The sequence below is a fragment of the Ruminococcus albus AD2013 genome, assembly GCF_000526775.1.
GTDB lineage: Bacteria > Bacillota > Clostridia > Oscillospirales > Ruminococcaceae > Hominimerdicola > Hominimerdicola alba_A.
Genome location: NZ_JAGS01000001.1, coordinates 882,057 through 905,487, shown reverse-complemented (window position 1 = coordinate 905,487; position 23,431 = coordinate 882,057). Strand labels below are relative to the sequence as shown.

Sequence of the window (23,431 nt, the reverse complement as noted above, 5' to 3'; positions counted from 1 at the left end):
CTCACTGTCCTTCCTGTGAAAGTACAAGTCGCATCTCTTCCATTCCAAGTTCGATAAGCCCGGTGGGTACGAATCCTACCGAACGGTACAATCGGTTTGCGACTGCATTGCCTGGAACTACTCCTGTATAAACAGAATCGACATCGAACCTGTCTTTGAGGAATTTTATTCCAAGAGCGAGTGCCTGTCTGCCATAGCCCCTGCGCTGATGGTCTTTATCTATGAGGAATTTCCACAAAGTGTAATATTGCTTGACCTCGTAGTAGCCCATCATTATGAATCCGACTATTTCATCGCCGCTGTACACCGCAAATGGGTATGCATTATCATTATAGACATAAGCCTGTGCCAAAGATTCTGCCACAGTTGAAACATAGCTTTTCTGGTATTCATGAACTTCCAGAGTCAGCACATCATCGATATTGTTCTTGTCAACAGGTCTTAGCTCTACCATACCTTATCTCCCGTATCCCGATATATTATCACAGGTGCAGAACTCTGTCTCGAATTTCCTGTGTTCTTCCCTGGTTCCAGTACTGTGTGCCGATGTAACCGCAGGTACGTCTTGCAACGTTCATCTTGTTTTGGTCGCGGTTGTGGCACTGAGGACACTCCCAGATAAGCTTGCCGTCATCTTCAACGATCTGTATCTCGCCGTCAAATCCGCATACCTGGCAGTAGTCGCTCTTGGTATTCAGTTCAGCGTACATTATATTATCGTAGATGAATCTGATAACTTTCAGCACAGCAGGAATATTTTTCTGCATATTGGGAACTTCTACATAGCTTATTGCACCGCCGGGAGAGAGATGCTGGAACTCGCTTTCGAATTTCAGCTTTGTGAAAGCATCGATCTGCTCGGTCACATGGACATGATAGCTGTTTGTGATGTAGCTCTTGTCGGTAATACCCTCGACGATACCAAACCTCTTTTGCAGACATCTTGCGAACTTGTAAGTAGTCGATTCAAGGGGAGTTCCATATATTGAGAAATCGATGTTCTCTTTTTCTTTCCACTTCTTGCAGGCATCATTCATGTGCTGCATTATCTCCAGTGCGAAAGGCTTTGCTTCCGGGTCGGTGTGGCTCTTGCCTGTCATGTACTTCACGCACTCGTAAAGTCCCGCATATCCAAGAGATATAGTCGAATAACCGCCAAACAGCAGTTTGTCTATCGTTTCACCCTTTTTAAGTCGTGCCAGCGCACCGTACTGCCACAGTATCGGTGCAGCATCTGAAAGTGTACCTTTAAGACGTTCGTGTCTGCACATCAGTGCTCTGTAACAGAGCTCCAGCCTGTCATCGAATATCTTCCAGAAGTTCTCCATATTCTTTGAGCTTGAAAGCGCGATATCAACAAGATTTATCGTAACAACGCCCTGGTTGAAGCGTCCGTAATACTTAGGCTTGCCGTTTTCATCTATATAAGGTGTCAGGAAACTTCTGCATCCCATGCAGGTATAGCAGTGTCCCTCACCGTTTTTATCGACTTTCAGCTTCTTCATAACCTTCTCTGAGATATAATCGGGCACCATACGCTTTGCAGTACATTTAGCAGCAAGCTTAGTCAGGTAGAAGTAAGGCGTGCCCTCATCGATGTTATCCTCTTCAAGCACATATATCAGTTTCGGAAAGGCAGGAGTGACCCATACTCCTGATTCGTTCTTAACGCCTTCGGCACGCTGTTTCAGGGTCTCCTCGATTATCATTGCAAGGTCTTTCTTTTCCTGCTCGTTCTTAGCTTCATTAAGATACATGAACACAGTAACAAAAGGTGCCTGTCCATTGGTAGTCAGCAGAGTAACGACCTGATACTGTATCGTCTGTACACCTCTGGTTATCTCTCTGCGCAACCTTTCTTCGGTTATCATTTCAAGCTTTTCCTGAGTAGGTGTAACACCCAGCTTTGCCATCTCGACCTCAAGCTCCTTGCGTATCTTGACTCTGGATATCTGAACGAAAGGCGCTAGATGAGCAAGGCTGATGCTTTGTCCGCCGTACTGATTTGAAGCTACCTGGGCGATTATCTGTGTAGCGATATTGCAGGCAGTGGAAAAACTGTGAGGTTTCTCAATAAGTGTCTCACTGATAACAGTACCGTTCTGCAGCATATCTTCGAGATTGACAAGGTCACAGTTGTGCATATGCTGTGCATAATAATCCGTATCATGAAAATGGATTATGCCTGCCTCGTGAGCCTCAACAATATCGGGGGGAAGGAGAAGCCTTTTTGTAAGGTCACGGCTGACTTCGCCTGCCATATAGTCACGCTGTACACTGTTGACAGCAGGGTTCTTATTGGAGTTTTCCTGCTTGACCTCTTCGTTTGCGCACTCGATAAGGCTGAGTATTTTGTTATCGGTGGTGTTGGTCTTTCTTACGAGAGAACGGGTGTAACGGTATCTTACATACCTCCTAGCCAGCTCGAAAGCACCTTTTGCCATAAGCTGGTTCTCTACCATATCCTGTATCTCTTCAACGGTTACAGCTCTGCCCAGTTTGTTGCATTTGTATTCAACGTAATCGGTGACATCGGCTATCTCTTCATCGCTTATCCTGCCTTTTTCACCTGCTGCATTTGCTTTTTTTATAGCATTAATTATCTTAGCCTGATCAAATACTTCCTCAGCGCCGTTTCTTTTTATTATCTTCATCTTATATTCCTCCGAATAAGTCACAATGTCATAATATCACTCAATAATATCGGTAGTTTTGATTATACTACAAAAAAATGTGAATGTCTGTTGCAAAAGCAACAATAATGTGATATAATACAAGATGTAGTATCTATTTTGAAATTTCATCACATTATGGAGTGAGAAACATGAGTGAAATAATTACACGATACGTATATTCGGCAGATAAAGAGGGAAGTCCCGCTGAGTGTCTGGGCGCTCATACCCACAAATATTCAAAAGGCGAGATGATAGTCGTAAATCTCAGCAATACTTTAACTGAAACAGCGATAGTAACCGAGGGTACAGTGCTGATAGTCAATATCAGCAGTGACGGTCAGAAAAGCATACTCGATATCTGCCGCAAAGGCGATTCCTTCGGCTGTGGAGTTTTCCCGAAAATAGGACTTGATGCCTGCTGTGCTATCGCAGGCAGTGCCTGCAGTGTAGCATATTTAAGCTATAACAAACTTCTCGACGGCTGTGATAAAAAATGCAGCAGACACAGTATTTTCATAGACAGTATCATCGGAGGAGCAGCCCGCAGATACGCAGCCCATATAGATATACTCAGCCGGCGTACAATACGCGAAAAGGTCATCGCCGCTTTCTGTTTTTTTCTTGATACCAAGAAATGCATACAGCAGAAACTTCCCGTATCACTGTCAGAACTGGCGGATTACATCTGCTGCGACAGAAGTGCCATGATGCGTGAGATCAAACGTCTGAATGACGAAGGCATACTGCGCTCAAACGGAAGAAGGATAACACTTGATACAGATATCTCGTTACTGTGAGCCTATAAACTTTTACAGACTTATACAAAAAGTTTCATTCAGCTCTTGACTTATACGGATAAATGTTGTATAATGTATAAGTTAAAGTCTGTTTTCATAAAAAAGCAGGAAAGGATCTGGAATTAAAATGAATAAAATCAAAAAAGCATTTGCTGCAATTTCAGCTGCAGCTATGATGTTTACTATGTCGGGCTGTTCCGATACAAGATATGTTATGACATATAAGGGCGGCGAAAAAGTCAATGCAGGCGTGTACATATACAATCTGTATTCCGAAATGTCATATGAGCTGACAATGTCTTATTATACAACAGGTCAGGCTATCATCGACCTCGACAGTGACAAAGACGGTCAGAAGCTCCGTGATTATCTGGTTGAGCAGGCAAGGAAGAACACAAAAGAATGCATTGCTATAACCTACAAGTTCGATGAGCTGGGTCTTGAGCTTACCGATGAAGAACTTAAGAGCATAAATGACAATATAAAGAGCATCTGGGATGCCAGCGGAGACCTGATGGAAGAAGAGGGAATTTCCAAAGAATCCATCAGAACAGTGCTCAAAGCTCAGACAATGCGTACAAGACTGTTCGATTACTATTACGCAGCAGACGGCGTAGAAGCAGTTACCGATGCAGATATGAAGAAGTACGTTGAGGATAACTACGTAAGATACAAGGCGATAAGGATACAGAAATCCAACGCAGAAGATTCAGCCGAAGCTGAAAAGGAAAACAAAGAGAACGAGGCAATTCGTGATGAATACCTTGCTAAAGCAGAAGGTCTTTCCTATGAGGAATTTGACAATCTTATAAAAGAGTATAATGAATATGCAGCTGCTAAGCTTGAAGAAGCAACTTCTTCCGATGAAGACGGCACTGCAGAAGACGGTGTTGTAGGTCCTATGCCTTCATCTGATACAGTTACTGAGGTAGATGCTCCCGAAGACAGCGCAGCAGACGAAGCTGAAGCACCTTCAGAAAATGAAGAATCAGACGAGACTGCTACCGACAGTGAAGATGCTGCGGAAGAACCCAATAACGATACAATGTACGATCTCGGCGGACAGGGTGAAGAAGCTAAAAACACCGATGAAGGAAAGCTTGCAACATTCATCAAAGGACTTGAGATCGGTAAGGCAACTGCTCATGAAGATGACGGCTTCTATTACATAGTAATGAAGGGCGATATTACTGAAAACAGCGAACAGTATGCTTCTGATAATCATGATACTCTTCTCCAGAACATGAAGGGCGATGAGTTCCAGGGAAAGATCGACAGCTGGATCGAAGAGTTAGACATCAAAGAGAATTCTGATGCGATAAAGAAATACACCGCTCAGGTAGTATACGACAAGCAGAACGATTTCTACAATAAATAATATAAATACAGATCACCGGTATCGACAAGGTACCGGTGTATTTTTTATCTGTGACAGGACCCGATTCCGTTTTTACAAATTTGATATTGTCGATAATTTATCAATCCCGATAACTTGAAATATTTACCATAGAATCATTATTTAACGAATAATTTTTAACAATTTCATTAACCTCGTAAACACGCCGTTTTACCGCTTTTTCCTTTCTGACAATACAACTCGCCATTCAGAATTTACATTATTTTTATCAAATTTAAAGAAAACTCTTGACAAATTGACGAAAATTGTTTATAATAAAGTTAATATTAAGTTATAACAATCAAAGGAGTGATAACAATGAAAAAACCTGTTACCCTGATAGATATCGCTAAAGCCTGTAACACCAGCAATGTTACCGTTTCAAAGGCCCTTGCTGATAAGAGCGGTGTTAGCGATGAGCTGAGAGCTAAGATCAAACAGGTAGCTGAAGAAATGGGCTATGTGCCCTCCAAGACTGTGACATCACGCAAGAAGAGCAATATCGGTGTCCTCATACCCGAAAAATATGTGGGACTAAGCGGCTCTTTCTACTGGACACTGTACAACAGCCTTGTACAAAGACTGAAAAGAGAAAATCTGTACTGTGTCATCGAGAACCTTGAATACAAGGACGAGGAAAATCTGGTACTGCCTAATATCGTAACAGACAGAAAGATCTCTGCTCTTATCTCGTTGGGTGAAATTTCCCATGTGTATGCTCAGAATCTTTCGGAAAATGTTGAGCATCTTATTCTTCTGGACTACTATGTCCCCGGGCTTAAAGTTGACTCCATCGTTACCAACGGCTATAACGGTGGATATAAGCTTGCAAATTATCTCATAAGCCTTGGTCACAGACGTATCGGCTTTATCGGATCCAAGAAAGCTACATCCAGTATATTCGACAGATACATGGGATATCTCAAAGCGCTTATTGAGCATGACCTTGAAATACGCGATGACTGGATCATCGATGACAGAGACAAGTATTCAGATCCTATCGATCTTGTCTTCCCCGATGATATGCCTACTGCTTTTGTCTGCAACTGTGACGAGGTCGCTTTCCAGACCATCAAGCAGCTTCGTGAGCATGGGTATTCAGTACCCGAAGACGTATCTGTAGTTGGATACGATAACTACCTCATCTCCGAAGTCAGCGATCCGACGATAACCACTATCAGCATCGATGCTGAGTATATGGCTGAGCTGACTGTCAATACTCTTATACAGCGTCTGAACGACCCCAGTACCATATACCGTATGCGTACCATCGAGGGTGACCTTGTTATAAAGAACTCGGTACTTCCGCTGAACAGATAATGAATTTTATGACCGCAGACGTAACTCTGCGGTCTTTGCATGGAGGAAAGAGATGAATAATAAAAGTGATCTGGCGATAGAGAACCACAAGAATGGTCAGAGCTGTTCAAGCGCAGTTTTGAATGCTTTCATAGATGATGCAGGAATTACTATCGATGAAGCTTGGGAAGCTGCAATGCGTTATGCAGGCGGAAAGATGGGCAAATGCGGTGCCGTCCTTGCAGCAGAACACGTTCTTAAAAAGAAATTCGGTGAGGAAGAAGCTTTAAAGAAGATATCCGAACTTGAGATGCGTTTCACGCAAATGAACTCTTCGCTGATGTGTCATGAGCTTAAAGGTATTGGTACGGGCAAGGTACTAAGAACTTGCCGAGGCTGTGTGACCGATGCAGCTGTTATACTTGAAGACTTGCTTAGATAATTTCACGATACGCCTTTTAAAGTAACTCAGAGCAGCTTGATAATAGCTATAATATCCGGGAAGATACTCTTTTATGGTATCTTCCTGTTTTTATACTGAGTTTTCTTTATTCAACATATTAAGGTTGCTTCTATAGGTTTATACAATTTTTCTGACAAAATATTATAGTTTTTAAATAAGTGATTGTGCTACAATATTACAGCAGAACGACAAATGAGAATTGTATTATTATATGAACTGAGAGGTATTGCATATGTACGAGATACTTGACAGGGTAAACTCTCCCGAGGACGTTAAAAAGCTGGATATCGCCGAACTGAAAGGACTTGCACAGGACATCAGAGATGCTATGATGAATCGTCTTTCCAAGCGCGGCGGACATTTCGGTCCTAACTTCGGTATAGTTGAAACAACGATAGCTATGCATTATGTTTTTGATTCTCCGAAGGATAAGTTCGTATTTGACGTATCTCATCAGTGCTATCCTCACAAGATACTCACAGGAAGAAAGCTGGCTTACACAGATGATGCGCACTTCGGAGATGTTTCAGGTTATACTAACCCTGAAGAAAGCGCCCACGATTTCTTCAATGTTGGTCATACATCTACTTCGGTGAGCCTTGCTGCAGGTCTTGCTAAGGGCAGAGACCTTACAGGTGGAAAGGAAAATATAATCGCAGTTATCGGTGACGGTTCTCTCAGCGGCGGCGAAGCTCTGGAGGGTATAGACTTCGCAGGGGAGATGGACACCAATTTTATCATTGTGGTGAATGATAATGATATGTCCATCGCCGAGAATCACGGCGGTATGTACAAAAATCTTAAAGCTCTGCGCGAAGGCAATGGTAAGGCTGAAACAAATCTGTTTACAGCTATGGGGTTGGATTATGTTTTCGTGGCAGACGGTAATGATATCGAACAGCTTATAGAAGCTTTTAAGGGTGTAAAAGATTCTACAAAGCCTGTTGTGGTACATATTGTCACCAAGAAGGGCAAGGGCTATACGATTGCTGAAAACAATAAGGAGCACTGGCACTGGTCAATGCCCTTTGACCCCGAAACCGGTAAATCTACTGTTAATTGGGGCGGCGGCGAAAACTACGGTTCACTGACAGCTGATTATCTTACCAAAAAGATGGATAAGGACAAGTCAGTTTGCGCAATAACTGCGGCAACTCCTATGGTGTTTGGATTTGACGAGAAGTTGCGCGAGAAGTACAAAAATCAGTTTTTCGATGTTGGCATAGCAGAAGAAACTGCGGTCGCTCTTGCTTCGGGTATAGCAAAGAACGGCGGTAAGCCCGTGTTCGGTGTAAACAGCACATTTATGCAGAGAACATACGACCAGATAATGCAGGACGTTTGTCTTAACAGTTCTGCTGTTACATTCCTTGTATTCTCAGCTTCGGTATACGGTATGAGTGATGTTACACATATCGGTATATATGATATCCCGATGATATCGAATATCCCCGGACTTGCGTACCTTGCGCCAACCTGTGCAGAAGAGTATATTGCAATGCTTGACTGGGCAGTTGAGCAGGACTCATATCCTGTGGCTATACGTGTTCCCGGAAACGGCGTTGTACATACCGACAGGGAAATTCCCACTGATTACAGTGAACTGAACAAGGCTGAACTCGTAAAGCATGGTGACGGAGCAGCTATTATCGCAGTTGGAGGTTTTTATCAGATAGGCGAAAAGGCTGTTGACATACTTTCACAGCAGGGGATAAACGCTGCACTGATAAATCCAAGATTCGTAACAGGTCTTGATACGCCGATGCTGGATACTCTCAAAGAGAACTGCAAGGTTGTCATCACACTGGAGGATGGTTCTCTCGACGGCGGTTTCGGACAGAAGATCGCTGCATATTTCGGCAGCAGCGATGTAAATGTCAGATGCTATGGAATGTGCAAGGAGTTCTATGACAGGTATAATGCCAATGAGCTGCTTGACAATCTGGGTATCACACCCGAGAAAATAGCTGCTGACATTGCAGCTATGCTGAAATAATCTGACAGGAGGATGGACTATGAGACTTGGTACATCGTCGCCTCTCAGACATTCTTCTGCTGATGAATGGGCAAAAAATCACTGCGTGTTAGGGTGTTCCGCAGTGGTTTTTCCCGTTCAGAGCAATGAACCTTTAGACCGCATCGATGAATATAAAAATGCGGCTGAAAAAAACGGGCTCATGATAGCAGAGGTGGGAATTTGGAGAAATGCTCTCGCTGCTAATGAGCAGGAGAGACGTAAAAATCTCGACTACTGTGTTGAACAGTTAAGGCTTGCAGATTATCTTGGAGCAAGGTGTGCGGTGAATGTGGCAGGTGCTTTCGGAGAACGCTGGGACGGCGGATACAAGGCTAATTTCACCGACGAAGCTTGGAAGCAAACTGTATCTATGATACAGTACATCATCGATACAGCTAATGTGAAGGATACATACTTCACCATTGAACCAATGCCATGGATGATACCAACCAGCCCAAAACAGTATCTCCGTCTTATCGAAATGGTAGACCGTGACAGATTTGCAGTTCATCTTGATGCTATTAATATGATAAATTCAGCCGAGAGATATTTTGGCATGGAAGAATTCATTGATGAGTGCGCTGAACTTCTGGGTAGTAAAATAAGAAGCTGTCATTTGAAAGATGTTCACCTTAAACAGGAGTATACCATTCAACTTGAAGAGTTTGCTCCCGGTCAGGGAGAATTTCCGCTGAGATATTACGCAGAGGCTATGGATAAGATCGACAGCGATATGCCGATGATACTTGAACATCTGAATACGGATGAGGAGTATCTGAAATATCTTGCCTATTTAAAGGGGCAGTTAAATGGGCTTTACAAGGTATTGTGATATCATTTATTGAGTTTATATAACATGAATAAGACCTCTTTGGGTGGTGCCAAAGAGGTCTTTGTTTTATCTTGTGAATCTAAGTGCAGAACCATCGATATCTCTTACTTTCGAGAATCCCGTAAAGCTCATGACGTATCTCAGTTCGTCTCGGATATTGGAGAAGCAGGCTTTTACACCCTCTGTTCCATCTTTCTCTAGTGACGGAAGTATTGCTCTGCCTACCGCAGCAGCGTCAGCACCAAGAGCAATAGCCTTGTAGACATCCGAACCGCTTGCGATACCGCAGTCAACTATTATACGAACATCTCTGCCTTTGAGGGCTTCTTTTATCTCGGGAAGTATCATCATAGGCGGTACTGCATAGGGAAGTCTGCCGTGATGGTGGCTGACTATTATCGCCTTTGCTCCGATATCAGCACACAGCAAAGCATCGCGTACACTAAGCACGCCCTTTACAATAAACGGAAGCTTTGAAGACTCAACATAGGAACGAAGCAAATCTGCACTTTGCGCTGTCATATTTTCGCCCATGCAGATATCGTATCCGCTTGTACCAAAAATGTGGTCTATATCCATTCCGATGCCAAAAGCCCCGTGAGCTTCGGCAAACTGCATCTGGTCGCGTACCTTGCCGTTATCGGCGTAGGGCTTAACTATACGAACCGTCTTAGCACCTGTGTTTACTATCTTCTCAAACATATCATTCTCAACCATGCCCACAAAATTCAGCACATTGAGTTCTTTTGCCGCAAGGGAATATTCCTCCAGACCTGTAAGTTCACGTCCTCCGAAATTACTGAGGTGCGAAAATGCTGGCATAAATATCGGCATTGAAAATTTCTCGCCTAAGAATTCCATTTCGGTGTCCGCTGCAATAGAATCAATCAGCCGTTCCTCAAATAGTATGGAGTCCATATACTTTTCGTTGATTATATTTGCATCGCTTATTCTTTCGTATCCCATGATATCACTCCTAATTATGATCGGTAAATAAAGAATTTATCAAGTATAATTATATCATCTGATCATTTATTATGGTATAACTTTTGCCCGTGAAAATTGAATAAATCTCCACAAGTTGAGTGATGATTATAATTGACATTTTTTGTTGGATTATGGTATAATCTATGAGTTGGGCAATTTCAGTATTTATCTGTGTTAATAAATTATTTACATATTTTATTTCCCGACACCGTTACTTTTTCACCATTAGTTTCGACTGTATATATTGAAACGTTTCAATAGTGAGGTATTCATATGAATGACAATGAACTTCTGATCTTGTTGCAGTCCGATCACGAGCGAGGGCTTGAACAGACTGTCAGACAATACAGCGCATATGTATATAAGATAGCCTGCACACGTCTTTATGATGTATGCACAAATGAGGATATCGAGGAAGCTGTCAGCGATGTTTTTCTTGCATTTTACAATGCAGGGGTGGATAACGGCTTCAAATTCCGTTCGGTACAAGCTATTTTGGGTGTTATAGCAAAGCGGCATTGTATTGATGTATTCCGCAAAAAAAGCAAATGCATAGATACGGTAGATTACGATGAGCTTGAAAACTGCATTGCCGATGATAAGGATGAGAGCAGGGAACTGCTTGAAGCAGTAAAAGAGCTTGGCGAACCTGACAGCACAATATTTATACGCAAGTACTATTTCGGTCAGAAGAACATTGACATTGCCAAAGAGCTCCACATGAGCAAAGGCACGGTAAACATGAGAATATCCCGCGGTCTGAAAAAACTAAAAAAGATATTGGAGGGCAGAGAATGATGAAGAACAGATTGAAAAACTTAGGCTATCGTGCATCTGACAGTGACGCTGATATCCTTCGTGACGAGTTCGCTGATTTCGGCAAAGATGCTCAGATACCTGATGATGCCAAAGAACGTATTCTCTCCTCCGTAATGGGAAAGGCAGGATTCAAAATGAATAATACGAACGGTATCATAAAGGGACATAAAAATATCCCAGAGAACAAAACGGATAAAAATATAACCACTTCTAACGGTAAGCTGAGGATACACCGCGGCGGAGCAATAGCAGCTTGTATCGCAGTGCTGGCGGCTGGTGCAGTAACATCAACCATGCTTTTCGGGAAAAAGATCAATACCGATAGTCCCGCTTCGTCAAAGACGGAGAATACTTCCGCAGATGAAAAGACTACATCAGCAGAGAACGACGACAATGTTACTATGCCTGATTTGATAGGAGAAAATATTGATAGTTTAGATCAGGATTATGATTATTTACCCGATGTGGTTATCGCATATGAAAACAATCCTGATTATGATGACGGTATTATCTTCTGGCAGAGCCCTGAACCCGGAGAACCGATAAACAGCTATGATAAAGTCATTCTTAGAGTAAGCGGCAGAAATAACACTGTTGTCCTCCCAAACTTAGTTGGCAAAAATATAGATCAGGTACAGCAGGATTGGGGAGATAAGCTAAATATCGAGGTTCAGGATGAGTACAATAATGATTACGAAGAGGGTATCATCTTCTGGCAGAGCCAGACAGCAGGTAAGAACGTTAAGGAAGGTTTCACTATCACTCTTAAGGTAAGCCGCGGCAAGCAGTTGACAGTTATCCCTGATGTTTCTGGTTTTGAATCCGAAGTTGCAGAGAGCGAACTTAGAGCTGCCGGCTTCACAGTCGTTCTGAGAAGCAAATACGATGATAATGTTGCTGAAGGTATAGCTATTGGCACAGAACCTGCAGCAGGTACTGAATTTGCTCTCGAAGGTGCAGTTACACTTTACATCAGCAAGGGTCCGCTGGATACTAAAGTCAAGGTACCTAACGTTATTGGTCTGAACAAAGAAAGTGCTATCAAACTTCTGGAAGAGAACGATCTAAAAGCCAAAGTTGTTGATTTGCCTCATGACGGCGATAAGGGTATGGTTATCGATCAGGATTTTGAGTCGGATCGTATAGTTGAGAAAGATTCAGAGATAAGGATCTATATTTCCACAGGCGTGTCGGATCCCGTTGATCTGACGATCAGCATTCCTATGCCTGACGGTCTTAGCGGTGAATTTACACTCGATGGCTATGTAAACGGAAATAGACGTTATACTCAGACCATATCCAACGGCGAAACTGTTGCAGGTGGTGCGATAACAATGGATATCTCAGGTAAGAAGACTGAGACTATCACAGTATCCTTAACAAATGAGAGTACAGGCAAATCAGTAAACTACGCTGAATTCTTTGTAGATTATGATAAGAAGACTGCTGAACTGAATGGTTCTCTGAATATAGACGGTTTGCTTGCCACAATGAAGTAATATCATAAAAAATTCCAAATAAAAGCAAGGCTGTGTTATCCAAAAAGGAACACAGCCTTGTTTTATGCTTTTATAGAACGAACTATCTCTTCTGCGATATCAGCACGCAGTTCGGGCGGGAACCAGTGTACAAGACCGCTTATCACCTTAAGTTCACATTTTTCATAGCTTTTCACAAGTTTGAGAGAGTATTCGGGATCAACCACAGGGTCTGCGCCGCCGTGCCATATTTTTACAGGCTTCTTAAATTCTGAAGCCTTAGCGAAAACATCGTATCTAGGTATGCCGTCATAGTATGTTTTTGAGATTTTTACACCCATGAATTCAAACTCGCCCTGCATGGTGCTCTCATCTCTGCTTAACCAGTCATGAGGGATAACAAAAGCGGGATAAACAAGGAAAAGTCCTGCGATATCGGGTATATCAGGCGCAGTTATTGCCGAAACGAATCCGCCCTGACTTTCACCGTACAAATAAATATCACCTGTCTGCGGTGAGCTTTTCACATGATTCAGAACAGCCCTCAGATCGTTCTGCTCGGTAAGAACGCTCATATCCGTTGTTTTGCCTGTGCTTCTGCCCTTGTTGCCGCCGCCGTTGAAATCGTAGCAGAGAGCGTATATGCCATTTTCTGCCAGCACCTTTGCTACATCATGAAGTTCCTCGGCGCATGAATTGAACCCGTGACTCATTATCACACTGGGATATCTTCCCTCTGTTTCCGGAATGAATTCATCTATGACGATATCGCCCTGATCTGTCGATAGGGAAGCTGTGTTTATTTTAAATTTATCAGTTTTCATCTTTGAGTCCTCCGACAAACGATCTTCTGATTTTATAGAGATCAATAGATTTATGCGTTTATTAACGAGCTTATTATATCACATTGAAGAGAAAATGTAAAGCCACCGAGTGACTAATTATTGCGGTTTTTGTTTTGCACCAAGAAAAAAGCCGCGCTCTCTCACAAGCACGGCTTTGCCGAAGGATCGGCGCAAAAAAGAGGTGTATTATTATGAAATTAACAAACGGATGACAAGCTTTTCCGTTTGTATATATATATTATAGCACATCTGCTTTTATTTGTGGGGAAAAATACCGTACAGTTGATGTAAATATTTTAGCTTGATATAATAATATTAGCAAGAGATAAATCGCTTCATTTCTTCACACTATGGATAAGCATCTGAAAACTATCTTTTCCCGCAGGAATATCACTGTATCCCGCAAATGCGCCTTTAACTTCCATGCCACGTTTTTTCATGATCTCTTTTATCTCCGTAGTTGTATATACCCTTGTGGGGTCGCCCTCGGGTATCTCAGGAACTCTGAGCACTTCACCGTATGCGATATCGAAGTTTCCGAAAAGCATTATCCTTTTCTCTCTGTCCCAATCAAATTCCGAAAGTGAAAGAGTATTGCTGCCGCTGTCCCATAACCTGACAGGGAAGTGATCGTCCGCATATTCTCCGCATACAAGGTCGCAGACATGATGACCGCCATGTTTCAGAGCCCTTGCTATCGTATCAAAAATCTTCAGATTTTCATCATCGTTTTCAAGATAACCGATAGCACCGTCAGCGAGATTAAGCACCACATCGAATTCATCTTTGTAGGCTATATCCCTGATATCACAGCATATGAACTCCGTATTTGAAAGCCCCATTTCTTTACCCGACTTGACAGCGTCATCAATATAGATCTCGGTTATATCCACACCAACCACGCTGAATCCACGACGTGCAAACTCCAGTGAATGTCTGCCGAAACCGCATGCAAGATCAAGTATGCGCTCGTTGCCTTTAAGTCCGCAGAGGTTTATTATGTAATCGACCTCACTTCCTGTGTTTTCAACCCAGGACATATTTTTGATATCAAGTCCCCAGTTGTGTTTGTACCAATCAGATGCTTTTGCTTTCATGATGTCCTCCTTTCAAAACTAAAACAAATATTAATTATATCATAACTCTTATCTTCATGACTGTCAATACAAAACGGTATTTCCGATTTTTGGAAATACCGTAATATTTTATAGTAGAGTGATAATCTTTTGAAGCGCAAGCAGAATTATCAGCATGCCGAAATTAATTACCGAAAATACTGCGATATATCGTATCGAATCCGCGCCCTCGCTCTTTCTGTAAAACTGGAAAGATATCAGGCTGGCAAGTGAAGCAATGAGCGTTCCCAATCCGCCGATATTCACACCAAGCATAAGCTGTGTGCCGTTGTCTGTAAATCCTGAAAGCATCATTGCAGCAGGTACATTGCTTATCACCTGCGAAAGAGCCGCCGACACAAGAAGTTCTCTGCCTTTCATTATATTTGAAAAGAACTCGTTCACGGCACCAATCCTTGCAATATTACCTACGAAAATAAAAAAGCACAGGAAGGTCGCAAGCAGTGAATAGTCCACTTTGAGCAGCAGTTTGCGGTTTAAAATCAGTGCGCATACCACAGCCGCGATAAAGCAGATGTAGTCGGGCAGTACTCTGAAAACCGACAGCAGACAAACTGCAAACAGCACCAGATAACCCCATAGCTGAACGGCAGGGAAGTTCTCTTTATCTGCATTCTCTGTATGGGTACATTTATCTTTCGGCAAAAGCAAAGTCAGCAATAAAAGTATAACAAGACTTATTATTCCCGCAGGTGCCATAGTTTTGACGAACATGAGTGCTGTCATATGATATTTCGAATAAATAAAGAGGTTCTGCGGATTACCGACGGGTGTAAGCATACTGCCGAGATTTGCAGCCGCCGTTTCCAGTACAATGGTCATGATAAGACTTTTTTTGTCCGAACCCTTCATAGCTATCAAAGTAAGTGGGATAAATGTCAGCAGAGCGACATCGTTTGTCACAAGCATCGAAGTGAAAAAGCATATCAGCACGAATATCTGCCCAAGCCGACGTATCGTTCCTGCCTTTTCCAACAGTACGTCTGTAACGCGCTCAAATATACCGATACTTCTAAGCCCTGCAACAGCGGTCATCAGTGAGAAAAGCTCTATCAGTACAGCACGGTTCACATATCCAGCATATCCCGAATCAGGCGGGATAATGAACATAGTCACAACAGCCGCAAGGAATGCCGCGACCAGCACAGGCTGTGATTTTATAAATTTTATCATCAGATCAATCCTTCTTTATATTTTAGAATCAAGCTTGATAATTATACCACCTTACTTAACTTTGCTCAATATCTAAAATATCAAGTTTTGTGGGATATATTTTTAACTTGACAATCAGACAAACATAAAAAACGGCAAACCCTAAAGTCTGCCGTTTTATTATTCACTAAAGTATCCTGAAATCACTCAACGATGAACTTCTTGATCTCTGCGAAGAACTTGTCAGCATCTTCAGTGTGAGCTGTCAGCTGAATGGGGTTAGACAGATCAAGACTGAATATACCCATGATAGACTTAGCATCTACAGCATATCTGCCGGAAGTAAGATCAACGTCGAAGTCATACATCATAACGATGCCTACAAATTCCTTAACAGCCTGAATGGAATCAAGTGAGATCTTAACCTTTTTCATATTGGTTCCTCCTAACACAATTCTTACTTAATTAATCACGTAGCTTCTTGCTACAATTATAATTATAATCATATTTTCACAAATGTCAAGGCTTATTTGCAAAAAAAAATAAAATATGGTACAATAGTCAATAGAGCAAGTTTACAAAAGCTTCAATTGTGTGATTTTAACAATGGAAAGCTAAATATTTTGTACATATCCTACATATTTTGAGGAGAGAATTTTAAACATGAAAATATATTACTACACCTTCGGCTGTAAGGTGAACCAGTATGAAACAGAGCATATCCGAGAGAAATTCGAGCAGGAAGGTAATGCCACAGTCAAAGATATAGCATCGGCTGATGTTTGCGTAATAAACAGCTGTACAGTCACAGAACAGGCAGACCAGAAATGTCTTCAATTGTTAAGACGTATTCGCAAGATATCTCCGCGTGCTGTGACCGTGCTTGCCGGATGTTTTCCGCAGGCGTTCAGGGAAAAAGCCGAGGGTCTTACAGAGTGTGATATAGTCGTTGGTACGGAAAACAAAGGAAGTATACCTGAACTGACAGATAAATTCATGAAAACAGGGGAGCGTATCATCTGCATAAGCAAACACACCAAAGGCGAAAAGATAGACAGCATGACCAACAGTTCAGGTGGAGAGAAGACTCGCTCCTACATTAAAATACAGGACGGCTGCGACTGCTACTGTACATACTGCATCATCCCGTATGTGAGGGGACACATTCGCTCAAAGCCGCTTGAAGAGGTTATCAGGGAGGCTGAACAAAACATCGCAGCGGGACACAAGGAACTGATACTGACGGGTATAAACCTCTGCTTTTACGGAAAAGATCTGCCCGACAGACCGACCCTGACAGATGTTATAGAGAGCATATGTTCGTTGGAAGGGAAGTTCCGCGTAAGGCTCGGTTCCATCGAACCTGAGATGATACTTGAAGATGACATCAAAAGACTTTCTGTGCTTGATAAGCTTTGTCCGCATTTTCATCTCTCACTGCAAAGCGGAAGCAACAGTATCTTAAAGGCGATGAACAGGCGATATGATTCAACGGAATATTCAGCGCTTTGCAGGTCGCTGAGAGAGTATTTCCCTAATTGTGCCATAACCACCGATATCATGGTAGGATTTCCCGGAGAAGACGATAAAGCCTTTGAGGAATCGCTTTCATTCGCAAAGGAGATATCTTTTGCTGATGCGCATATTTTCCCGTATTCACGCCGTGCAGGAACAAAGGCAAATGATCTTCCTGAACAAGTACCTCAGCATATAAAGCATGATCGCGCTAAACGAATGGCGGAGGTCTGTGCTAAGACAAAAGCTGATTATCTGTCAAGCTGTGTCGGAAATGTGTTAGAGGTATTGTTCGAGCGAGAGACCGAAGCTGAATGGCACTGCGGCCACGCACCAAATTATGTTGTGGTAAAAGTCCCCAGAGATAAATCTGGTGATTCATGGCGAAGACAGATAAGAAAAGTTCGTATAATATCAGCGGACATTGAATTTTGCTATGGTGAGATCGTTCAGGATTAATACTTGAAGTTATTACTTTGCCTTGATATTTGACTGATAGACAGAAAAGGAATAAAAGAGTAGCGAAATTGATACAAATGCAAAACCGCACTAAATAGAAATTTAGTGCGGTTTAGGGGGGGACATATAATCTCAAATACTATTATGCGACTGCGCTGACAGTATGAAATATCATAAAAAATAAGGCTGTGTAACCGGTGCAGATTACGCAGCCTTATCTTCATAAGTATCTACCTATCTAAGCACGTTCAGAATGTACTTAAGGATTACTACCAAAACGTGTTAATTGAGTCGAAGTTTATTGCAGATAAGCTTGCAGACTTCTTCCTTGTGCTGAGTATAGTAGAAATGACCGCCGCTGAACGCAACAACTTCACAGCTTTTGTCAGTATACCGTCCCCAGCCGTTCATGTCAGCATTTTTCAGCATGGTGTCATCTGTGCCGTATATTGCCGTAACATCACAGCCAAACTGCACCTGTCTTGGCGTAGTGATGTACTTCTCAGCCATTCGCACATCATTGCAAAGAATACGGTTGATCTGTGCGACGAGTTCGGCATCAGGTATCACCTGTGAAAATGTCATGCTGTTATGATCAAAAAACTCTGTTATCTCCATATCGGTCACTTTGTCAATATCGCCGAAACAGTGAAGATTTTCGTCGGGAGCATTTTTACCTGATAGGAACATATGAACAGGCGCAGGATAACCCTTTTCCCTTATTTGTCTTACAAATTCGGTGGCAAGGACCGTTCCCATGCTGTGACCAAATACGGCGTAGTCACCCTCTTTAAGTAGTTCCGACAGTTTTTCATTGCTGTCAAAAAGTTCGCTGATGCAGGACTCAATATCGTGTAACATAGGCCTATCAGAACGTGTAAAACGTCCTGAAAGTTCCATTGTGATCACATTCAGATCTTTTGGGAGAAAACGTTTGAATGATGCGTAGCTCTTTGCGGAACCGCCTGCGTGTGGAAAAAAGAAAAGAGTCATATATTATTCCTCAACAGGTGTACCTTTCTCGTTTAGCAGGTCGAAAAACTCCCCTACCCTGCTGATAGATGCTACCAATGACAATGCAACATTAAGCTTGTAAGTATCTGTAATATGTGAACCAAGACCGAACAGTCCAAGAGAATCAAGATACAGGTCGTCGAAAACGTCAGTATCTCTTGTGATCTCATCAGCGTCAACACCTACATAGTCGGAAACTACCTGTTTGAATTCGTTCCAATCAAGATTGTTCATAATCATTTATACTCCTTTTTTCTGAGATATTTAAACTGTATCTTGCCGATATCCTTTGGGATCTCCTCAACCGGAATTACTTTATCAGGCACTTTGTAGGAAGAAAGTTTACCGTCAAAATAGCGTGCAAGTTCGCCTCTTGTTATCTTTTCATCACCCTTTGGCTGAATGTAGGCAACTATTTGCTGACCTATGATCGGGTGCGGCTCATCAGTTACAGCTGCGGCAGCGATCTTAGGATGAGTGAGCAGACAAGCTTCAACTTCTTCAGCATGGACAAGGTTTCCGCCACGCTTGATTATACGCTTGCTGCGTCCCGCAAAACGTACTATACCACCGGGCAGATTGTTTACTAGATCGCCTGTGCAGAACCATCTTCTGCCCTGACTATCGGTGAGTATCTTTTCAGCGGACAGTTCAGGATTTCCGAAATACTCGGTGATAACGCCGTCGGTGTATACGCATAGTTCACCCGTTTCACCCTCGGCAACATCGTTCTTGTCTGCATCAATAACCCGATAATCGGTGAAGTAAAGCTTCTTGAAATCACTGGGGTCAGTGTCACCGTCCTTGGCAGAATCCCATACTACCATAGTACAGGTTTCAGAGGAACCGATTATATTGATAACTCGTATGTTCAGCTTCTTGACAAATGTATCGGCGATCTCCTTGGGCAAAACTTCGCCTGCGAAGTAGCAGATACGAACAGATGAAAGGTCATACTTGTCAAAATCTGGAGTTGAGAGCAGGACCTTAGCAAGTGTGGAAGTGAGCTGAATGATATTGACTTTGTATTTCTGGACAGTTTCCAGGAAGGATATTGGATTGAACTGGGGCTGATACATTACACTACCGCCTTTGAGTGCCATTTGCAGACCCATTCCGAATCCACCCTGATGATACAGGGTCATACCAAGCATCATAACATCATCGGACTTGAATTCCAGATAATCGCCCATATCCTTCTGTGTGGAAAGAAATCCGCCGGAGGGTATCGCAAGTATCTTTGGAGTGCCGGTGCTTCCTGAAGTGCAGGCAAGTGACATGGTGTGAAGGTACTCAGGCTGATAGATATCGCATTCAGTCTCGCCGAATTCAGCTGCGAACTTCTCGGCGCTTATGAAGCATTCTTTCTGAGGTACAGCGTTCTCGGGAGCAAAGCAAACGACTTTTGAAAGAGAAAACTCCTCGGGAACGATCTTATCCACTGCATTGATTATATGATTGGTTCTGTATTTTTCAGACACGAACAGCATTTTGACTGTAGTTGACGGTATAAGCCTGGAAAGTTCCAGCGAACCGCTCTGTGGGTCGATCGGAACAGGCTGAGCGCCTATTCTTACGGCTGACCAGAATGCAATATACCATTCGATACTGTTTGGCATTACCAGACCAACCTTATCATCTACGCCTATGCCCATCTTTTTAAGCGCAGAACCGAACACAGCAGTTTTCTCCATGAAACGGCTGTAAGTCAGTGTATTTTCATCTATTCTCAAAAGGATCTTGTTCGGCGTCTCCTGAGCGTATTTGCTGAAATAATCAAAGAAATTCTTGCTCATCTGGTTTCTCCTGTAAGTCTTTGTGCAATGAAATCAGCGGTGATATGTTTTACCCAATGGAACTGCTCACCTACAGGCATTGCGTGCATGATTGTTTCTTCGGAAACATAGGCAGGTCTTTCGGTGACCTCAAGTCTCTCCTTATAACCTTTAGCCTTGCTGTAAAGGATATCATTAGCCTCATGGGTCATCCAGTTATCGTAGTCGCTGTGAACAAGTAAGAAATCGGAGCTTAGTGTACCCTCGGAAAGAATGTTCATTGTTTCCATGTAGTCGTCATTTGTCTGGCAGGAAGTCCACTTGCCTTTCTTCATCCATATCGGAACAGAATCGACCTTGCAGTAGCATATCATAAGCGGGAACAATGCTGCGCAGCATTTTACAGCGGGATTTTTTACAGTTGCTCTGATAGCATAACCGCCGCCCATGCACAGACCGAAGTTAGCTATTCGGCTGCTGTCCAGCTCACTGCGGCTGTCGATGAACTTGTAAATACTCTCAAAAGCTGCTTCCAGCTCGTCACCTCCGCACTTAACGTTATTCCAGATAACAGCGCCGCCGGTACCGGGCATATCGGGTGTGATAACTGCTACGCCACGCTCATTAAGGGGCATAGCCAGCATATCAAGTTCCTCCTTGCAGCTTCCGATACCGGAATATGTAATGGCAATGGGATAGCTTTCCTTACTGCCGTCATCGGGGTAGTGGATATACGCAGGAAGCTTGCCGAAAGCAGTATCTATCTCAATATACTCTATTTTGTTATCGCAAAGTTCAGTATACTTTCTGTAGCTTTCGGCAAGATTATTATATATGGAGACCTTCTGCTCTAAGTCCTGGATATTGACCATATAGCAGGCATACCAGCACTGGGCGACCATTTTGGCGTATGCTCTTGCGGAGATGCGGTTTCCCTTAGCCTCATTCTGATCACGAAGTTCTGCGTAGTGAGCGATCTTCTTGCCCCATTCGCCAAGCCATACTGCCTGAATCTTCTTACCGCTCATAACGTTTATCTCGTCCACTCGTTTCAGAACGTACTCAGTGTCAAAAGGATCGCTTCCGTAAAGCATTGATCTTGTAACCACCGGGTTAAGAAGTTCTCTGATCGACCATTTCATAGTATCATTCCTTTCTTATTCTGTATAGTGCCACGCGCTCTGTCTGTCCATTTCAGTAAACTGCATATATATGCGGTAGGGATCAACTTTTGTGTGTTTTTGGATAACTGCCAGCATAGTATCCGCAAACTGTTTCATAAATCCACTCTTATCGCCGTCAAATTCCTGTGGCATAACGTAGCGGAATTCCGAAAAAAATACGGTATCCTCGGATCTGTTCATGTCCATAAAACAGTTGTCCAGCATGACCATTACAGCAGGGATAGGCTTTTTCAGAAGTTTTGCCATTTCCCCTGCAATATCATCCAGAAATTCCTTTTTAGAAACATCGTTCATTTTTAAGTTTGTTTTCATCTGTGCGATAGGCATTGTATACTGTCCTCTCTCAGTTGTATTTTCTGAAAACGAGTGTCGCATCATGACCGCCGAAGCCAAATGAATTTGATACGGCAACGTTGATATCCTTTTTCTGTGCGGTATTGGGTATATAGTTCAGGTCAAGCTGCGGATCAGGTTCATCAAAATGGACTGTAGGCGGAAGTACGCCTGTTTCGATAGCCTTTACGCAGGCGATACCCTCAAGTACGCCGCAGGCGGATAGCGTGTGACCGATAGCAGCCTTTATGGAAGAAACAGGAATATCATAGGCTTTATCTCCGAAAACCTGTTTTATCGCCAAAGTTTCATATAGATCATTGAGGGTGGTGGAAGTTCCGTGGGCATTGATGTAATCTACTTTCTCAGGAGCGATGCCTGCATCTTCAAGTGCACATCTCATGGAGTATGACATACCCACACCATCTGCCTGTGGAGCAGTAAGGCTGTTTGCCTCACAGCTTATAGAAGCACCTGCAAGTTCACAGTATACTTTAGCTTTTCTAGATATTGCGTGCTCCTCAGATTCCAGGATCATTGTTCCGCCGCCCTCGCCCATGATGAAACCGTCACGATTTTTTGTGAAAGGTCTGCACGCCTTGTTAGGGTCGGGGTTTGCTGACATTGCAAGAAGCTGGTTGAATCCGTAAAGCACTGCGTCATTCATCACATAGGAAAGTCCGCCAACTATTATCATATCGCATAGACCTGACTGGATAAGATGCTTTCCCAGAGCCAGTGCATATCCTGATGAAGCGCAGGCAGTACTCATATTGAAAGATGGTCCGGTGATATTGTGCTTGATCGCTATCATAGCAGGCAGCTCGCTCGGCATACTTTTCAGCGTTATGTTGGACTTGTTTTCCTTTTCCGCACCTTCATAGGTGTTATCAGCAAGACCGCAGATAATACCTATACGAGAACGGTCAAGTGAAGCAAAATCGGCGCCGCTGTCCTCGATAGCTTCTTCTGCAGATACAAGTCCAATTCTTACGGCTTTGGTAGTTGCACTGAGCATACGTTTTTTCCAGTACTTTGAAACGACCTCCTCAAAAGAGTCATCAACCTCTGCTGCAACTGTAGTATCATGATTTTCAGCAGATACACGAGTGATAGTACGCATACCGCTTTTTCCTTCGATCAGCGAATTCCAGTAATCCGCAACATTGTTTCCCAGTGCTGTTACTGCGCCAAGACCTGTTATAACTACTTTTTTCATTCCACTATACCTCTTTTGCTGCTCTCCCCTTCGGGA

The 23,431-nt window shown here is 42.9% G+C and carries 22 protein-coding genes; 9 read left to right on the top strand and 13 right to left on the bottom strand.

Going from position 1 to position 23,431, the window contains the following annotated elements:
* Position 1: 1 nt before the first annotated feature.
* Entirely contained in the window at positions 2–454 is a 453-nt protein-coding gene (locus tag N773_RS19700) for a GNAT family N-acetyltransferase (RefSeq protein WP_024856578.1), read from the bottom strand.
* A gap of 28 nt (positions 455–482) precedes the next feature.
* A complete protein-coding gene (nrdD, locus tag N773_RS0104015) occupies positions 483–2,654 on the bottom strand; it encodes an anaerobic ribonucleoside-triphosphate reductase (protein WP_024856577.1) in 2,172 nt (723 codons plus the stop codon).
* Positions 2,655–2,824: 170 nt separating this feature from the next.
* Here nrdD and N773_RS0104010 point away from each other — a divergent pair, with 170 nt between their 5' ends.
* The 6 genes from N773_RS0104010 to N773_RS0103985 all read left to right on the top strand — a co-directional run bounded on the left by N773_RS0104010 (position 2,825) and on the right by N773_RS0103985 (position 9,479).
* Complete coding sequence (locus N773_RS0104010; RefSeq protein ID WP_024856576.1) at positions 2,825–3,472, top strand: Crp/Fnr family transcriptional regulator; 648 nt, start codon at positions 2,825–2,827, stop codon at positions 3,470–3,472.
* A gap of 127 nt (positions 3,473–3,599) precedes the next feature.
* On the top strand, positions 3,600–4,850 hold the full coding sequence (locus N773_RS0104005; protein WP_024856575.1) for a hypothetical protein: 1,251 nt from the start codon (positions 3,600–3,602) through the stop codon (positions 4,848–4,850).
* Between the two features lie 336 nt (positions 4,851–5,186).
* Positions 5,187–6,188, top strand: coding sequence for a LacI family DNA-binding transcriptional regulator (locus N773_RS0104000; RefSeq protein WP_024856574.1), 1,002 nt, complete (start codon positions 5,187–5,189; stop codon positions 6,186–6,188).
* A gap of 52 nt (positions 6,189–6,240) precedes the next feature.
* Positions 6,241–6,609, top strand: a complete 369-nt coding sequence (locus tag N773_RS0103995; RefSeq protein ID WP_024856573.1) for a C-GCAxxG-C-C family protein — start codon at positions 6,241–6,243, stop codon at positions 6,607–6,609.
* 253 nt (positions 6,610–6,862) lie between these two features.
* A complete protein-coding gene (locus N773_RS0103990) occupies positions 6,863–8,626 on the top strand; it encodes a 1-deoxy-D-xylulose-5-phosphate synthase (RefSeq protein WP_024856572.1) in 1,764 nt (587 codons plus the stop codon).
* Between the two features lie 19 nt (positions 8,627–8,645).
* Positions 8,646–9,479 carry a sugar phosphate isomerase/epimerase family protein gene (locus N773_RS0103985; protein ID WP_024856571.1) on the top strand — a complete coding sequence of 278 codons (834 nt, stop codon included), beginning with the start codon at positions 8,646–8,648 and terminating at the stop codon, positions 9,477–9,479.
* Positions 9,480–9,545: 66 nt separating this feature from the next.
* Here N773_RS0103985 and N773_RS0103980 read toward each other — a convergent pair whose 3' ends face one another.
* The gene (locus N773_RS0103980; RefSeq protein ID WP_024856570.1) at positions 9,546–10,445 is read right to left on the bottom strand and encodes an alpha-hydroxy-acid oxidizing protein; all 900 of its coding nucleotides are present in this window, start codon (positions 10,443–10,445) and stop codon (positions 9,546–9,548) included.
* 294 nt (positions 10,446–10,739) lie between these two features.
* Between N773_RS0103980 and N773_RS0103975 the strand changes: the two genes are divergently transcribed.
* Positions 10,740–11,264: an RNA polymerase sigma factor gene (locus N773_RS0103975; protein WP_024856569.1), complete on the top strand. Its 525-nt coding sequence runs from the start codon at positions 10,740–10,742 to the stop codon at positions 11,262–11,264.
* The gene (locus tag N773_RS21035) at positions 11,261–12,784 is read left to right on the top strand and encodes a PASTA domain-containing protein (protein ID WP_024856568.1); all 1,524 of its coding nucleotides are present in this window, start codon (positions 11,261–11,263) and stop codon (positions 12,782–12,784) included. The genes N773_RS0103975 and N773_RS21035 overlap by 4 nt, the downstream gene beginning before the upstream one ends.
* A 62-nt stretch (positions 12,785–12,846) precedes the next feature.
* On the opposite strand, the gene N773_RS0103965 is transcribed toward N773_RS21035, so the two are convergent.
* The 4 genes from N773_RS0103965 to N773_RS0103950 form a co-directional block, all read right to left on the bottom strand.
* Positions 12,847–13,587 (bottom strand): alpha/beta hydrolase, encoded by a 741-nt coding sequence (locus N773_RS0103965; RefSeq protein ID WP_024856567.1) that lies wholly within the window; start codon positions 13,585–13,587, stop codon positions 12,847–12,849.
* Positions 13,588–13,943: 356 nt separating this feature from the next.
* Positions 13,944–14,705: a class I SAM-dependent methyltransferase gene (locus N773_RS0103960; protein WP_024856566.1), complete on the bottom strand. Its 762-nt coding sequence runs from the start codon at positions 14,703–14,705 to the stop codon at positions 13,944–13,946.
* A gap of 108 nt (positions 14,706–14,813) precedes the next feature.
* The gene (locus N773_RS0103955; RefSeq protein ID WP_043537770.1) at positions 14,814–15,917 is read right to left on the bottom strand and encodes an SLC13 family permease; all 1,104 of its coding nucleotides are present in this window, start codon (positions 15,915–15,917) and stop codon (positions 14,814–14,816) included.
* 182 nt (positions 15,918–16,099) lie between these two features.
* Positions 16,100–16,330, bottom strand: coding sequence for an HPr family phosphocarrier protein (locus tag N773_RS0103950; protein WP_024856564.1), 231 nt, complete (start codon positions 16,328–16,330; stop codon positions 16,100–16,102).
* A gap of 229 nt (positions 16,331–16,559) precedes the next feature.
* On the opposite strand from N773_RS0103950, the gene mtaB reads away from it, so the two are divergent.
* Positions 16,560–17,870: a tRNA (N(6)-L-threonylcarbamoyladenosine(37)-C(2))-methylthiotransferase MtaB gene (mtaB, locus tag N773_RS0103945; protein WP_024856563.1), complete on the top strand. Its 1,311-nt coding sequence runs from the start codon at positions 16,560–16,562 to the stop codon at positions 17,868–17,870.
* Positions 17,871–18,152: 282 nt separating this feature from the next.
* Here the strand turns inward: mtaB and N773_RS0103940 are convergent, their stop codons facing one another.
* The 6 genes from N773_RS0103940 to N773_RS0103915 are packed head-to-tail and all read right to left on the bottom strand — an operon-like array spanning position 18,153 to position 23,395.
* Positions 18,153–18,863, bottom strand: coding sequence for a thioesterase II family protein (locus N773_RS0103940; RefSeq protein ID WP_024856562.1), 711 nt, complete (start codon positions 18,861–18,863; stop codon positions 18,153–18,155).
* A gap of 3 nt (positions 18,864–18,866) precedes the next feature.
* Complete coding sequence (locus tag N773_RS0103935) at positions 18,867–19,118, bottom strand: acyl carrier protein (protein ID WP_024856561.1); 252 nt, start codon at positions 19,116–19,118, stop codon at positions 18,867–18,869.
* A gap of 2 nt (positions 19,119–19,120) precedes the next feature.
* On the bottom strand, positions 19,121–20,680 hold the full coding sequence (locus N773_RS0103930) for a class I adenylate-forming enzyme family protein (RefSeq protein ID WP_024856560.1): 1,560 nt from the start codon (positions 20,678–20,680) through the stop codon (positions 19,121–19,123).
* Complete coding sequence (locus N773_RS0103925; protein ID WP_024856559.1) at positions 20,677–21,801, bottom strand: alpha/beta hydrolase; 1,125 nt, start codon at positions 21,799–21,801, stop codon at positions 20,677–20,679. The genes N773_RS0103930 and N773_RS0103925 overlap by 4 nt, the downstream gene beginning before the upstream one ends.
* Positions 21,802–21,816: 15 nt before the next feature.
* A complete protein-coding gene (locus N773_RS0103920; RefSeq protein WP_242840347.1) occupies positions 21,817–22,137 on the bottom strand; it encodes a hypothetical protein in 321 nt (106 codons plus the stop codon).
* A gap of 49 nt (positions 22,138–22,186) precedes the next feature.
* Positions 22,187–23,395 (bottom strand): beta-ketoacyl-[acyl-carrier-protein] synthase family protein, encoded by a 1,209-nt coding sequence (locus tag N773_RS0103915; RefSeq protein ID WP_024856557.1) that lies wholly within the window; start codon positions 23,393–23,395, stop codon positions 22,187–22,189.
* Positions 23,396–23,431 lie beyond the last annotated feature (36 nt).

What these genes read in the sequence shown, in the direction of transcription:
- N773_RS19700 (WP_024856578.1), bottom strand. Translation starts at nt 454, where the DNA reads ATGGTAGAGCTAAGACCTGTTGACAAGAACAATATCGATGATGTGCTG.
- nrdD (WP_024856577.1), bottom strand. Translation starts at nt 2,654, where the DNA reads ATGAAGATAATAAAAAGAAACGGCGCTGAGGAAGTATTTGATCAGGCT.
- N773_RS0104010 (WP_024856576.1), top strand. Translation starts at nt 2,825, where the DNA reads ATGAGTGAAATAATTACACGATACGTATATTCGGCAGATAAAGAGGGA.
- N773_RS0104005 (WP_024856575.1), top strand. Translation starts at nt 3,600, where the DNA reads ATGAATAAAATCAAAAAAGCATTTGCTGCAATTTCAGCTGCAGCTATG.
- N773_RS0104000 (WP_024856574.1), top strand. Translation starts at nt 5,187, where the DNA reads ATGAAAAAACCTGTTACCCTGATAGATATCGCTAAAGCCTGTAACACC.
- N773_RS0103995 (WP_024856573.1), top strand. Translation starts at nt 6,241, where the DNA reads ATGAATAATAAAAGTGATCTGGCGATAGAGAACCACAAGAATGGTCAG.
- N773_RS0103990 (WP_024856572.1), top strand. Translation starts at nt 6,863, where the DNA reads ATGTACGAGATACTTGACAGGGTAAACTCTCCCGAGGACGTTAAAAAG.
- N773_RS0103985 (WP_024856571.1), top strand. Translation starts at nt 8,646, where the DNA reads ATGAGACTTGGTACATCGTCGCCTCTCAGACATTCTTCTGCTGATGAA.
- N773_RS0103980 (WP_024856570.1), bottom strand. Translation starts at nt 10,445, where the DNA reads ATGGGATACGAAAGAATAAGCGATGCAAATATAATCAACGAAAAGTAT.
- N773_RS0103975 (WP_024856569.1), top strand. Translation starts at nt 10,740, where the DNA reads ATGAATGACAATGAACTTCTGATCTTGTTGCAGTCCGATCACGAGCGA.
- N773_RS21035 (WP_024856568.1), top strand. Translation starts at nt 11,261, where the DNA reads ATGATGAAGAACAGATTGAAAAACTTAGGCTATCGTGCATCTGACAGT.
- N773_RS0103965 (WP_024856567.1), bottom strand. Translation starts at nt 13,587, where the DNA reads ATGAAAACTGATAAATTTAAAATAAACACAGCTTCCCTATCGACAGAT.
- N773_RS0103960 (WP_024856566.1), bottom strand. Translation starts at nt 14,705, where the DNA reads ATGAAAGCAAAAGCATCTGATTGGTACAAACACAACTGGGGACTTGAT.
- N773_RS0103955 (WP_043537770.1), bottom strand. Translation starts at nt 15,917, where the DNA reads ATGATAAAATTTATAAAATCACAGCCTGTGCTGGTCGCGGCATTCCTT.
- N773_RS0103950 (WP_024856564.1), bottom strand. Translation starts at nt 16,330, where the DNA reads ATGAAAAAGGTTAAGATCTCACTTGATTCCATTCAGGCTGTTAAGGAA.
- mtaB (WP_024856563.1), top strand. Translation starts at nt 16,560, where the DNA reads ATGAAAATATATTACTACACCTTCGGCTGTAAGGTGAACCAGTATGAA.
- N773_RS0103940 (WP_024856562.1), bottom strand. Translation starts at nt 18,863, where the DNA reads ATGACTCTTTTCTTTTTTCCACACGCAGGCGGTTCCGCAAAGAGCTAC.
- N773_RS0103935 (WP_024856561.1), bottom strand. Translation starts at nt 19,118, where the DNA reads ATGAACAATCTTGATTGGAACGAATTCAAACAGGTAGTTTCCGACTAT.
- N773_RS0103930 (WP_024856560.1), bottom strand. Translation starts at nt 20,680, where the DNA reads ATGAGCAAGAATTTCTTTGATTATTTCAGCAAATACGCTCAGGAGACG.
- N773_RS0103925 (WP_024856559.1), bottom strand. Translation starts at nt 21,801, where the DNA reads ATGAAATGGTCGATCAGAGAACTTCTTAACCCGGTGGTTACAAGATCA.
- N773_RS0103920 (WP_242840347.1), bottom strand. Translation starts at nt 22,137, where the DNA reads ATGAACGATGTTTCTAAAAAGGAATTTCTGGATGATATTGCAGGGGAA.
- N773_RS0103915 (WP_024856557.1), bottom strand. Translation starts at nt 23,395, where the DNA reads ATGAAAAAAGTAGTTATAACAGGTCTTGGCGCAGTAACAGCACTGGGA.